Origin of the sequence: Umezawaea sp., assembly GCF_036375055.1 — a bacterium.
Taxonomy (GTDB): Bacteria; Actinomycetota; Actinomycetes; order Mycobacteriales; family Pseudonocardiaceae; genus Umezawaea.
On record NZ_DASUSQ010000087.1, the window covers coordinates 22,700 to 35,418 of the forward strand.

10 protein-coding genes and 2 tRNA genes are annotated in these 12,719 nt (G+C 69.3%); 6 read left to right on the plus strand and 6 right to left on the minus strand.

The genetic code is table 11. The annotated features are described in order from the left end of the window. Window positions 1-38 precede the first annotated feature (38 nt). Window positions 39-539: a PadR family transcriptional regulator gene (locus VFZ92_RS24400; protein WP_330878348.1), complete on the minus strand. Its 501-nt coding sequence runs from the start codon at window positions 537-539 to the stop codon at window positions 39-41. Window positions 540-954: 415 nt separating this feature from the next. On the opposite strand from VFZ92_RS24400, the gene VFZ92_RS24405 reads away from it, so the two are divergent. After that, entirely contained in the window at window positions 955-1,167 is a 213-nt protein-coding gene (locus VFZ92_RS24405; protein WP_330878349.1) for a hypothetical protein, read from the plus strand. A gap of 897 nt (window positions 1,168-2,064) precedes the next feature. Here the strand turns inward: VFZ92_RS24405 and VFZ92_RS24410 are convergent. The 3 genes from VFZ92_RS24410 to VFZ92_RS24420 all read right to left on the minus strand — a co-directional run bounded on the left by VFZ92_RS24410 (window position 2,065) and on the right by VFZ92_RS24420 (window position 5,545). After that, window positions 2,065-2,138 (minus strand) — tRNA-Met (locus tag VFZ92_RS24410). A gap of 229 nt (window positions 2,139-2,367) precedes the next feature. Continuing rightward, a tRNA-Met gene (locus VFZ92_RS24415) sits at window positions 2,368-2,441 on the minus strand. 101 nt (window positions 2,442-2,542) lie between these two features. Beyond that, window positions 2,543-5,545, minus strand: a complete 3,003-nt coding sequence (locus tag VFZ92_RS24420; RefSeq protein ID WP_330878350.1) for a UPF0182 family protein — start codon at window positions 5,543-5,545, stop codon at window positions 2,543-2,545. 172 nt (window positions 5,546-5,717) lie between these two features. On the opposite strand from VFZ92_RS24420, the gene VFZ92_RS24425 reads away from it, so the two are divergent. Next, the gene (locus VFZ92_RS24425; protein ID WP_372507026.1) at window positions 5,718-6,251 is read left to right on the plus strand and encodes a PPA1309 family protein; all 534 of its coding nucleotides are present in this window, start codon (window positions 5,718-5,720) and stop codon (window positions 6,249-6,251) included. 58 nt (window positions 6,252-6,309) lie between these two features. Here the strand turns inward: VFZ92_RS24425 and VFZ92_RS24430 are convergent, their stop codons facing one another. Continuing rightward, on the minus strand, window positions 6,310-7,437 hold the full coding sequence (locus VFZ92_RS24430; RefSeq protein ID WP_330878351.1) for a PDZ domain-containing protein: 1,128 nt from the start codon (window positions 7,435-7,437) through the stop codon (window positions 6,310-6,312). Between the two features lie 102 nt (window positions 7,438-7,539). Here VFZ92_RS24430 and VFZ92_RS24435 point away from each other — a divergent pair, with 102 nt between their 5' ends. Next, complete coding sequence (locus VFZ92_RS24435) at window positions 7,540-8,871, plus strand: zinc-dependent metalloprotease (RefSeq protein ID WP_330878352.1); 1,332 nt, start codon at window positions 7,540-7,542, stop codon at window positions 8,869-8,871. A gap of 295 nt (window positions 8,872-9,166) precedes the next feature. Here VFZ92_RS24435 and VFZ92_RS24440 read toward each other — a convergent pair whose 3' ends face one another. Continuing rightward, complete coding sequence (locus tag VFZ92_RS24440) at window positions 9,167-9,709, minus strand: M48 family metallopeptidase (RefSeq protein WP_330878353.1); 543 nt, start codon at window positions 9,707-9,709, stop codon at window positions 9,167-9,169. A 237-nt stretch (window positions 9,710-9,946) separates the two neighbouring features. Between VFZ92_RS24440 and VFZ92_RS24445 the strand changes: the two genes are divergently transcribed. The 3 genes from VFZ92_RS24445 to VFZ92_RS24455 all read left to right on the plus strand — a co-directional run bounded on the left by VFZ92_RS24445 (window position 9,947) and on the right by VFZ92_RS24455 (window position 12,703). Beyond that, on the plus strand, window positions 9,947-10,102 hold the full coding sequence (locus VFZ92_RS24445) for a DUF5679 domain-containing protein (RefSeq protein ID WP_170156312.1): 156 nt from the start codon (window positions 9,947-9,949) through the stop codon (window positions 10,100-10,102). A 147-nt stretch (window positions 10,103-10,249) separates the two neighbouring features. Then, on the plus strand, window positions 10,250-11,308 hold the full coding sequence (locus VFZ92_RS24450) for a thiamine biosynthesis protein ThiF (protein ID WP_330878354.1): 1,059 nt from the start codon (window positions 10,250-10,252) through the stop codon (window positions 11,306-11,308). A 60-nt stretch (window positions 11,309-11,368) separates the two neighbouring features. Beyond that, the gene (locus VFZ92_RS24455; RefSeq protein ID WP_330878355.1) at window positions 11,369-12,703 is read left to right on the plus strand and encodes an AarF/ABC1/UbiB kinase family protein; all 1,335 of its coding nucleotides are present in this window, start codon (window positions 11,369-11,371) and stop codon (window positions 12,701-12,703) included. Window positions 12,704-12,719: the final 16 nt, after the last annotated feature.

Sequence of the window (12,719 nt, forward strand, 5' to 3'; positions counted from 1 at the left end):
GGCCGCGATGAGCGACCGGTGGCCGGGTAAGCGGCGCGTCAGCCCGTCGGAATGGCGTCCAGGAGCTTCAGGACGGCCTTCGCGTGGGCGAGGCCGAACTCGGCCACGGCCTTCGCGTAGGGGTCCTCAGCCGTCTTCACGGCGGTCCTGGCGCTCTCCTGCTCGGCGCCGTACACGCCGCGCGCGGTGTCCACGAGGCCCGTCCGCTGCTTCGCCGTCAACGACCCGGCGTGCACCAGGCGGAGGATGAGCGGGCTGCGGAGGTGGTCAGGACCCGGCTCCGAGAGGAGCCAGTTCTTGAACGCCTTCTTGCCCGCCGCGGTCAGCACGTACTGCTGGCTGGAGCGCGGCCCCTGCTTGCCAAGCCGCAGCAGACCCGCGTCGGCAAGCGCGGGCAGCTCGCGGTAGACCTGGCTGCGGGTGACGCTGAAAAACGCGCCGAAGCGCTCTCCGGCCTCGGCCACGAGCTGGCCACCGGTCTTGGGTCCGTCGTGCAGCAGCCCGAGCAGGGCGGCGGCGGTCGCATTGAGGTCCGACATAACACCAACGGTGCCACGATGTCGGACCGCTGTCCACAATGGTCAACCGTTCTGTCCACTGTGGCTGATCACGGGCTAGTGGAATTGGGCCATGCGGAGCAACGGAAAGCTTCATACGGTGACGACCCCCTGGCCGACACCACGCTTTCGGCCGCTTGACCGGGCTCGTCCAGCTCGCGTGGAAAACCCCTTAGCGCCCAAGGAAGTTAGGCATGCGCACGACCTCCTCACTCGAACGGCAGCAAATAACCAACCCGATCTCACCCGCCGCAGCCGAACAGCCCGCGACAGCCCCCCGACCGTTCGCACAACAGGCTGGACTTCGCCGCGACCCCTGGCGCGACCTCCCAGGACTGGAACGATCAGTCTTGGCGCGTGGCCTGGTCGGGGCTCGCCCGAGTCGGAGGTGCGGGAGATGGGCATCAAGTGGATGGACGGGAAGGTCGCTCGAGGCGCCAAGGTCGTGCGCGGCGCACGCGCGTGGGCCAACGGCACGATCCCGGAGCAGACGGGCAAGGACGAGTGCATGGTGTGCGGCAAGCAGATCCGCCGCAGCCGCAACGTCAGCGGCGAAGGCCGCATCTGCTCCCTCGCGTGCAACCAGTACTGGGTCGAGAACATGAGCTGAGACCCATCGCGACAGCAGGCACCGAGAACCGAGAACGAGGAAGAGGCCCGCCCCAGGAGGGACGGGCCTCTTCCGCACTTTGCGGTCTCAAAACCACAACCCGACCACACCAAGTGGACACACAGGGGTCCAGCCAGACCCACAGCCGCACCCAGCCCAACGGACCTACCCCAAGCGGCCCACAACCTGCCAAGCGGAACCACCAGGCCAACCCACTGCGGCCAAACGGCCCACCAAGCCGCCCGACCACCGCCATCCAGACCCGCACAAGCCGATTGACCCCGCCCGAGCGGACCCGCACAAGCCGACCAGCCACGGCAAAGCAGACCCGCACAAGCCGCCCGACCACAGCCAACCAGACCCGCACACGTCAACCGGCCACGGCAAAGCGGACCCGCCAAAGCCGACTGTCACCCACACCCCACCCTGCCCCCCCCCGATCCCCAGCGCCCTCATGGCCGGACGTGCCGGGTCAAGGCAACTTTCCCGCCTTGACGCGGCACGCCCGGCCATGACGACACTCGCGCACCGGGGGGACAGCCCCACCACCCCACAGGGCCCACACAACCCGAGGGCCCACACACCCACAGCCACACGAACCCGCTGGACCCGCAGACCCGGAGGACCCGCAAACCCACAGACTCACGAACCCTGAGAACCCACCGGACCCGCCGGCCCCGCCGAACCAGCAAGCCTCACAACCCCCTGACCAGCAAGCCGCCCAGCCCTCTGACCAGCCCAAACCAGGCGTCCCCCATCGAGCAGGACCCCCCAACACACACGCTACGACAGGGGTCCGACATTCCCAGGACCCCAACAACCCCAACCCAACCCAAGAACAAGAACAAGAAAAATCCCCGCCCGACCCAAAGGGTCAGACGGGGATCTTCATATAAGTAGCGGGGACAGGATTTGAACCTGCGACCTCTGGGTTATGAGCCCAGCGAGCTACCGAGCTGCTCCACCCCGCGCCGCTTAACTTCATTTACTTGTTTCACTCTGTCCTGCTGAGAACAACTATACACCCTTCCGCACCCGCTTTTCACCACCCCCACCAACGCCACGTTCCCCCAGCTCACAGCCCCGCAGCACCCACCCCCGCCCCCACCGGCCACACCAAGCCCTACAACCCCACCCGCACCCCCGGACAAACAAAAGACCCCCGTACGACCGAAGTCGTACGGGGGTCTTTCGAACCAGTAGCGGGGACAGGATTTGAACCTGCGACCTCTGGGTTATGAGCCCAGCGAGCTACCGAGCTGCTCCACCCCGCGCCGTTGTTGCTGAGCAGAACTGTACGCGGTCCCGCCAGAAACATGCAAATCGGGTGGCCCCCAGCACTGGGGACCACCCGATTCACCTGCTCAGCGGCCCATCACCCCGACGGGGTCGCGGTGGGTGCCACCACGGACGACGACGGAGGCGGCGTGGCCGACCCCGCCGCGTTCGCGGCGTCGAACCTCTTCGTGGCGTCGTCGAGCGCCTTGTAGGCGTTGCCGAGCGCCGCGAAGTCACCGCTGGCGTTGGCGGACTTGATGGCGCTCAGCGCCGCCTGCATGTCCTTCACGGCCTGCGCCAGGTCACCGCTCGCCTGCCCGTTGCCGGGCGGGGTCGTGGTCGACGGCGGTGTCGTCGACGTGTTCGGCGGCGTGGTGCCGCCGGGCACGTTCGGCACCTGCGTCGACGCCCCGGTCAACACCTGCTCCAGGGCCTCGGCCAGCGTGGGCGCGTACCCGACCTTGTCGCCGAAGCTCACGAGCACCTTCGACAGCTGCGGGAACGACGTGTTCTGACTCGCCCGTTCGATGTACACGGGCTCCACGTACAGCAGACCACCGCCCACGGGCAGCGTCAGCAGGTTGCCGTAGACGACCTTCGTCTTCTGCTGCGTCAGCAGGTTCAGCTCGGAGCTCACCGTCGCGGACGTCAGGAACTGCGTCTGGATCTGCTGCGGACCCTTGGCCTCGTTGTTCAACGTCAGCACGCTGATCTTGCCGTAGTTGTCCGGGTCCGATCTCGCCGTGACGTAGGACGCCATGAACTCGCGGTTCTGCCTGACCAGCGAACTGGTCAGCTGGAAGCTGACCTTGTTCGGCTCCGCGGAGGTCGGGTCGCCCGCCACCACGTAGAACGGCGGCTGCTGGTCGCGCGGCTGCTGAGCGGCCTGCGCCTGCTGCTCCAGGGTCGTCGCGTTGTCGATCGTCGGATCGGACGGCACGCCCCAGAACGAGACGCCGGAGAAGAAGTCCCTCGGCTCGTCGACGTGGTACTTCGACAGCGTCTCGCGCTGGACCTTGAACAGGTCCTCCGGGTAGCGGAAGTGCTCGCGCAGCGACGGGGAGATCTCGCTGTTCGCCTTGACGGTGCCGGGGAAGACACCCATCCACGCCTTGAGGACCGGGTCCTGCTGGTCCATCTCGTACAGGGTCACGGTGCCGTCGTAGGCGTCCACAGTGGCCTTGACGGAGTTGCGGATGTAGCTGATCTCGTCGTTCGGCAGCTGCGCGACGCCGGGGAGCGAGTCGTTGGTGACCTCGCCGAGGGGGGTCTTCTTGGCGTACGGGTAGTTGTCGAGCGTGGTGTAGCCGTCGACGATCCAGGTGATCTTGCCGTCCACAATGGCCGGGTACGGGTCGCCGTCGACCGTCAGCCACGGGGCGACCATCTCGACGCGGTCCCTCGGGTGCCGGTTGAAGATGATCTTCGACTCGTCCGTGATCGCCTGGTTGAACAGGATGTTCCGCTCGCCGTACGCGGCGGCGAACACCAGCTTGTTGAACAGGCCACCGATCCGCACGCCGCCCGCGCCGTCGTAGGTGTACGACGAGCTGTCGGTGTCGTACTCGCCGGGAGCCCCGGAGTCGCGGCCCCCGACGATCGCGTAGTCACCCGCGCTGCCGAGCTCGCCGTAGTACGTGCGGGGCTGCTGCACGCCGAACGGGCCGGGCTGGACCTTGCCGTCGGGCGCGACCTCGCTGGCCTGGAACACCGGGTAGCCACCGTTGCCGCCGTTGTCGGCGGGGGTGTTCACCTTGCTCGCCTCGGCGGCCACGAAGCCGTTGCCGTGCGTGTAGATCAGGTGCTGGTTGATCCAGTCGCGCTGGCCCTGCGGGATGCCCGCGGTGTTCAGCTCGCGGACCGCGACGATGTAGTCCTGGAGTTCCCCGTCGACCTTGTACCGGTCGACGTCGAGCTTCTCCGGGAAGGCGTAGAACGGCCGCAGCTGCTGGAACTGGGTGAAGGTCTTGGCCACCACGGCGGGGTCGAGCAACCGGATGTTGCCCAGCGTCGCCTGGTCCTTCTTCAGCTCGTCGAGCGAGACGTTCTGCTTGCCCTCGTACGGTTTCGTCTCGACCTTGTCGTCGGTGAGCCCGAACGCCTCCTTGGTCGCGTTGATGTTCCGCTTGATCGACTCGGCCTCGCGCTCGATGGCGTTCGGCTTGACCGAGAACTGCTCCAGCACGGCGGGCCACGCGGCGCCGACGAGGACGCTGGACAGGATCAGCAGCACCGTCGCGATGGCGGGCAGCTGGACGTTGCGCAGCACCGCGCCGACGAAGAACGCGATGGCGCAGAACACCGCGATGCACAGCAGGATCAGCTTGGCGGGCAGCACCGCGTTGAGGTCGGTGTACGTCGCGCCGTTGAACTTGTCGTTGCGGTCCGAGAACAGCAGCATGTACCGGTCGAAGAAGTACGCGACCGCCTTGAGCAGCACGAACACGCCGGCGACGATCGCGAGGTGCGCGCGCGACGGGCCGGAGAGCTGGCCGCCGCGGCCCGCGAGGCGGATGCCGCCGAACAGGTAGTGCGACACGACCGCGCCGACGAAGGACACCGCGGTGGCGATGAACAGCCACGACAGCAGCCACGTGTAGAACGGCAGCTGGAACGCGTAGAAGCCGATGTCGTGACCGAACTGCGGGTCGGTCACGCCGAACGGGGTGGAGTTGAGGAACAGCTGGAGCTGCTGCCAGTCCGCCTGCGCCGACGCCCCCGCGATCAGGCCGATCGCGGCGGGGATGCCGATCGCGAACAGGCGCATGCGGCGCGACACGACGGCGCGGTAGCGCGCCACCGGGTCGTCCGGACCCGTCACGGGCACGAACACCGGCCGGGTGCGGTACGCGATGATGAGGTTGATCGCGACGAGCCCGCCCACGAGCAGCCCCACGCCGAGGAAGAGTCCGAATCGAGTCAGCAGCACGGTGCTGTACACACCGCGGAACCCGACCTCGCCGAACCACAACCAGTTGACGTAGGTGCCCAGCAGGCGTGATCCGGTGATCAGCCCGACCAGGATCACGCCGCCGATGATGAGCAGCAGCCTGCTTCGTCGGGACAGTTTGGGCAGTCCGACCGGGGGCCGTGTGGCCACGGTGCACCCTCCAGGTTCGCAGTGTGTCGATAGTCGGCTGGCCGACGTCTTCAATTAGTACGTTCTGTCCAACTCTACGGAGGCCGTGCCGAGTTCCCCGATCGGTTGTCCGTTTCGGCCCTGCCGGCGCTCCGAGGTGCTGTGGGATGCGACCATAACGACCGTGTCAGACATTCATTCGACGGAGAACTCGCCCGTGCTCCTCCGCGCCGTCGCGCGCGAGGTGGAGGAGTTCGTGGCCACGGCCGGGTGGGACCAGGGGCTTCAGCTCTTCGCGCTCGTGCCGACGGCCGAGCTGCTCGCGCAGCAGCCCGAGCTGGCGGGCCAGCTCGACCCCGAGGCGTCGCCGCTGACCCCGATCGCGCAGGACGAGCTCCCCGACACCGACCTGGCCGAGGCCCTGCTGGGCATCGTCTGGCCGGACGTGGTCGTCGGATGCGCGTTGGCGCAGGAGATCCTGGTGCTGCCGCCGGAAGCCGAGGAGAAGCTGCGCGCCGAGGAACTCGGTGACGAGGAGGCCCGCGCGTTCGCCGCGGCGCACCCGCAGCGCCGCGAGGCCCGGCTGGTGGCGGCCGTGCTGCGCGACGGCACCGCCGCGTGCGTGCTGCACCTGCGCGGGAACACGGAGATGCCCGACGAGGTCGTGGAGCACCCCGAGCTGGCGCCGAACCTGACCAACGCGCTGCTGGACACGTTCAAGCCGTAGGCGCGTGCTGTTCGCGACGGGCGAACACCCGGCCGGGCGTGTCCGGCCGCGCGGCAGGTCAGCAGCCCGGCGCGTCCTTGCCCGCGGTGATCGCCTCGATGGACTGCACGGCTCCGGTCAGCGTCTCGACCTTGACCAGGCGCAGCCCCTCGGGTGCCTGCTGCTTGGCCTCGACGCAGTTGTCGGCGGGGACGAGGAAGGTCGTGGCGCCGCCCTCCTTCGCGGCGATCATCTTGAACGGGATGCCGCCGATGGGGCCGACCTGGCCGTTCTCGTTGATCTCGCCGGTGCCCGCGATGGACTGGCCGCCGTTCAGCTCGCCTGGCGTCAGCTTGTCCACGATGGACAGCGCGAACAGCAGGCCGGCGGACGGGCCGCCGACCTCGGGCACCCCGATCTTGATCTCGAACGGGGCGTCGGCGCGGTCGACGGCCAGCACCCCGAGGAAGCCGGTCTCGCGGCCGTCCGTGCGGCCGAGCGGCACCCGTGACGTCCGCTGCTCGCCCTCGCGGTCGTAGGTGATCTCGATCTCGTCGCCGGGCTTGGTGGTCTCCAGCGCGGTCTTCACGTCCTCGGCCACGGCGACCGGCTTGCCGTTGACCGCGCGCAGCCGGTCGTTCGGCTGGAGGACGGCGTCGGCGGCGCTGCCCTTGGTGATCTCGGCGGCGAGCACCTTCACCGGGTAGCCGAGGTAGCGGAGCGCGGCGACCTCGGCGCTGGTCTGCGAGTCCTGGAACGCCTTCGTGTTCTGGTCGCGGACCTCGTCCTTGGAGACGCCGGGCTTGAAGAACTCCTCGCGCGGCGCCAGCGCGTACCGGCCGCTCACCCACAGGCCGAGCGCGCCGAACAGCGAGAGGTCGTCGATCAGCGACACCGTCGTCATCGTGAGGTGGCCGCCGGTGGGGAACGTGTCCTGGCCCTCGATGGACACGACGTTCGCGCCGTCGACCTGGCCGAGCGTGTCGTAGGTCGGGCCGGGACCGAGTGCCACGTACGGCACCCGCGCGAAGCCGCCCGCCAGGCCGAGGCCGATGACGACCAGGAAGCTGAACACGAGGGTCCAGGTCCGACGGCTCAGGCCGGAGTCGTCCGACGGCGGCGGCACCGGGGGCGAGGCCGGGCCGATCGTCGTTCCACCGTCGCCGACGACGGTGTCCGTGGTGCCGCCCTCGCTGTGCTCGCTCACGGTTCGACAGAGTACGACCACCGCATGTGGATGACGTGACGTCCTCACGCTCGCAGCGAACCTGAGCCGCGCTCTCAGACGCGTCCGCGTACCGTTGTGGGCATGACTGACCTGCCGTTCGGGTTCGGGCCGTCGGACCCGGACGATGCCAACCGCAAGCCCTCCGACCAGGCCGGGCAGGGCAATCCCTTCGACTTCAACCAGCTCGGCGCGATGTTGAGCCAGCTCGGCGCGATGTTCAGCAACCAGAACGCGTCAGCCGGTCCGGTGAACTACGACCTCGCCAAGCAGATCGCCCTCCAGCAGCTCGCGGGCAAGGGCGGCGCGGGCCTCGGGTTCGCCCCCGACCAGGACAAGGCCGTCACCGACGCCGTCCACCTGGCCGAGATGTGGCTGGACCCGGCGACCGCGCTCCCCGCGGGCAGCCGGACGGTGCAGGGCTGGACAGCGCGCGACTGGGTGGAGCGCACGCTGCCGACGTGGCAGCGCCTGTGCGACCCGGTCGCCCGGCGCGTCTCCGGCGCCTGGGTCGAGGCGATGCCCGCCGAGGCCAAGGAAGCCGCGGGGCCGCTGCTGTCCATGCTCGGCCAGATGGGCGGCATGGCGTTCGGCTCGCAACTGGGCGGCGCGCTCGCCCAGCTCGCCGACGAGGTCCTGACCTCGACCGACGTGGGTCTGCCCCTGGGTCCCGAGGGCGCGGCGGCCCTGCTCCCGGCGAACATCGAGAAGTTCACCGAGGGCCTGGAGCGCCCCGCCAGCGAGGTCATGGTCTTCCTGGCCGCCCGCGAGGCCGCACACCAGCGCCTGTTCACCCACGTCCCGTGGCTGCGCCAGCGCCTGCTGGACACGGTCGAGGAGTTCGCCAAGGGCATCAAGGTCGACACCAGCGCCCTGGAGCAGATGGCGGGCCAGATCGACCCGTCGAACCCCGAGAGCATCGAAGAGGCCATGAAGTCGGGGATGCTGGAGCCCCAGACGACCCCGGAGCAGAAGGCCGCTCTCGCCCGCCTGGAAACCCTGCTGGCCCTGGTCGAGGGCTGGGTCGACGTGGTCGTGTTCGACGCGGTCGGCGAGCGCCTCCCCGGCGCGTCGGCCCTGCGCGAGACCCTCCGCAGGCGCCGCGCGAGCGGTGGTCCCGCGGAGCAGACGTTCGCCACCCTCGTGGGCCTGGAACTCCGCCCCCGCCGCCTCCGCGCCGCCTCGGCGCTGTGGAAGCTGGTGGGCGACCAGCACGGCATCGAGGTCCGCGACAGCCTGTGGGAACACCCCGACCTCATCCCCAGCGCGGACGACCTGGACGACCCGCTGGAGTTCGCCGAGCGCCTTGGCAACACCCGCAAGGCCCTGGAGGACCCGATGGCCGAACTGGAACGCACCCTCGCCGAGGAGAAGAAGGCGGAGGACAAGAAGCCGGACGGCTCCCCGGACGCCTAAAAATCTCCCGAAACAAGGCCACCACGATCCGTGGTGGCCTTGTTCATTTGAACAAATCGGCGTTTTTGCCGACAACCCGACCGCCACGGAACCGGCACTCCAGGCGTCATCGACACCCCTGCCGCCACCCCGATCCCCAGCCGCTTCGTGCCTGACCAGGCCTTGTCAAGGCATCTTTCCTTCCTTGACAAGGCCTGGTCAGGCATCGAGACGATGACAGGAGCGGGGTGACGTCACCCACCAAATCAAAAGGCCCCGCACACCCAGGGCCCCCACGCACGAAACTCCCCCGTGCCTAATCCTCCTCGATCCCCAATCCGGCGGCCGCGGAAATACCCTCCAGGTACCCCATGGCCCTCTCGGACTTCGGGTACCGGTGCACCAGCTCCCAGAAGTCCTTCCCGTGCCCCGGCACCCTCAGGTGCGCCAACTCGTGCACCAGCACGTAGTCGAGCACCCAGGACGGCACGTCCCTCAACCGCTCGCTGACCCGGATGGTGCCCTCGGTGGGCGTGCACGACGCCCACCTCGTCCGCATCGGCGGCACCCACCGCACGCTCGTCGGCTCCGCGTCGTCGTCCAGGTACCGCTGGGCCAACTCCTCGCACCGCGCCAGCAGAGCGGCGTCCGACGTGCGAGCAGGTGACCGTCTGCGGGTCTCGCTCCGTTGCAGGCGGCTGAGCATCTCGGCCACCCAGTGCTCCTCCTCGCCCTTGCTCATGCGGGCGGGCAGCAGCACCACAACCTTGTCCCCCTCCCGGTACGCGCTGACCATGCGGCGCCGCCGCGCGCTGCGGCGGACCTCCACACGGGTTTTGGCTACCTGCGGTTCGGCCATGGCTCCCACGGTAAAGCCACCCACCGACAATTCGGGGCCGCCAAGCGGCCGTGAGGGATGACACGGTCGGGGCAGATTCCTCCGAAAGGCGGCTGGACACGCACTGGTGGACATGCAGGCGTCCGCACGCATCCGGAGGTAGCGTGCTGCGCAGGCCCCCGAGTGCGGTGCAGAACGCTCCGCCTCACGACGCTGTCAGCCGCCCGGCGGACGTCAGCCAAAGCAAGGGAGGAACCCGTGGCCGAGACCTACAACGGCTACTGCGTGAAGTGTCGCGAGAAGCGCGACTTCTCCGGAGAGATCCACGAGAACAACAACCGCAGGATGGCTAAGGGCAAGTGCCCCACGTGCGGCACCACGGTCACCCGAATCCTGGGCAAGGCCAAGGTCTGACGAAACCTGCTGGTGGGCAGCTCACGAGGTTGCCCACCAGCACGTTCGTCCATCTCCCGTCAAGACCTCTTCTCCCGCCCTGTGGACAACTCCGGGGCCTGTGGACGAGCGTTGTGCCCCCGCCGATCCCGGCGGCACGCTGACCCCGTGAGCACCAACACCACCGACCGAGACCCCTCCCGCAGGCTCCGCGTGCTGCCCGGCCTGCCCGTGCTGCTGCGCGACGAGGGAGAGGTCCAACTCGGCACGGACCCCCGCCACGCCATCGTCGTGGATGACCTCCCGTCCCCTTTCGTGGACGAGTTGATGGCTCTCGACGGCCGTTCAACGGTCGCTGAACTGGGTGAACGTCTGGCCGCGAAGGACACCGACCCGGCCGAGTTCCTCGACCTGCTGGACCAGTTGGCAGAAGTCGGCCTGGTCGACGAGGCCGTGCCGGTCCCCGGTCGCCTGGCGCCGGACACGACGAGCCGGGCGCTGCGCACCGGGCGGCCGGGCACGGGGATCGTCGCGGCCCGCGACCGCAGAGCCGTCGTCGTGCACGGCAACGGCCGGATCGCGGTCGCCCTCGCGTCCCTGCTGGCCGCCGCCGGCATCGGCCGGGTGCACGTCGTGGCGAGCGGTCGCGTCGGCCCGGAGGACACCGGGTCCGGGTACCTGGACATCGACGTCGGCCGTCCGCGCCGGGAGGCGGCAGTCGACGCCGTCGGCCGAGCGTCGGGCGACGTGCGCACGGGCTGGATGACCAGCACCGGAGCACCGGACATGGTGGTGCTGACGGACTCGCTCGTGCCTCCCCCGCAGCTGCTGAACACCCTGATGCTCGAAGGCACCCAGCACCTCGTCGTGCGGGTGCGCGACGGCACCGGCGTCATCGGCCCGCTGGTCGTGCCGGGCCGCACGAGCTGCGTGCGGTGCACCCACCTGCACCGCACGGACCGCGACGGCCGCTGGCCCGCGGTGGCGACCCAGCTCGCGGACAAGACGCAGCCCTCGGACGTGGCGTCGGCCGCGGTGTGCGCGGCGCTCGCGGTCGGTCAGGTGCTCGCCGCGCTGGACCCCGTCGAGGTGGGGCTGAGCCCGCCGACGACCTGGAACGCGACCCTGGAGGCCAACCCGCAACTGGGCGTGGTCGAACGTCTCGACTGCCCGCCGCACCCCGCGTGCACCTGCGGCAGCGCGAGGGCCCTCTCGTCCTCTGTGTAGGTTTCGTGGTGGACACGTGTTCCACTGCGACCGAGACAAGGGGCGGGGGAGAATCACCGGGTGAGCGAGATCCCGCGCAAGGCCGTGCAGCGCACCGCCAAGCTGGCAACCCTTCCCATCGGGGTGGCCGGCCGTGTCGTCGGCGGCTGGGGCAAGCGGCTGACCGGCATGAGTTCCGAAGAGGTCACCGCCGACATGACCGCGAAGACGGCTGAACAGGTGTTCGCCGTCCTCGGCCAGCTCAAGGGCGGGGCCATGAAGTTCGGCCAGGCCCTGAGCGTGTTCGAGGCCGCGGTGCCGGAGGACATGGCCGCGCCCTACCGCGAGGCTCTCACCAAGCTCCAGGCCGGGGCTCCACCGATGCCGACCCGCACCGTCCACCGGGTGCTCGCCGAGCAGCTCGGGGCGGCGTGGGCGAAGCGGTTCGTGGAGTTCGACGACGAGCCCGCCGCGTCGGCCAGCATCGGCCAGGTGCACCGGGCCGTGTGGCACGACGGCCGCCAGGTCGCCGTGAAGGTGCAGTACCCCGGCGCGGACGAGGCGCTGAACGCCGACCTGAAGCAGCTGCTGCGGTTCAGCAGGCTCGTGCAGGCGATCGTGCCCGGCGCCGAGGTGAAGCCGCTGCTGGAGGAGCTGCGCGACCGGATGGTCGAGGAGCTCGACTACCGGACCGAGGCGGACAACCAGCGGACGTTCGCGAAGGCGTTCGACGGCGACGCGCACGTGCTGGTGCCGAAGGTGGTCGCCAGCGCGCCGAAGGTCATGGTCAGCGAGTGGATCGACGGCACCCCCCTGGCCACGATCATCCGCGAGGGCACCCGGGAGCAGCGCGACCTGGCGGGCAGGCGCTTGGCGGAGTTCCACTTCTCCGCGCCGAGCCGGTCCGGTCTGCTGCACGCCGACCCGCACCCCGGCAACTTCCTGCTCGGTGACGACGGCAGGCTCCGCACGATCGACTTCGGCGCGTGCGCCCGGCTGCCCGACGGCCTGCCGAGGACGTTGGGCCTGATGACCAGGCTCGCGCTCGACAAGCGCCCGGACGCCCTGCTCGACCTGCTGCGCAACGAGCACTTCATCCGTCCCGGCACGGAGTTGGAGGGCGAGGACGTCCTCAACTACCTCGGTCCCTTCGTCGAACCGCTGCGCACGGAGAAGTTCAAGTTCACCCGCCGGTGGTTGCAGAGCCAGGCGGAACGGGTCGGTGACCTGCGCAAGCCGGACTCGCGCACCGGCCGCTCGCTCAACCTGCCGCCGCAGTACCTGCTGATCCACCGGGTGACGCTCGGCGCGACCGGCATCCTCTGCCAGCTCGACGCCGAGGTGCCCACCCGCTCCATCGTCGCCCGCTGGCAACCGGGTTTCGACGACGAGTCCGACCTGTCCACAGGCGACTGAGTTGTCCACAGCTCCG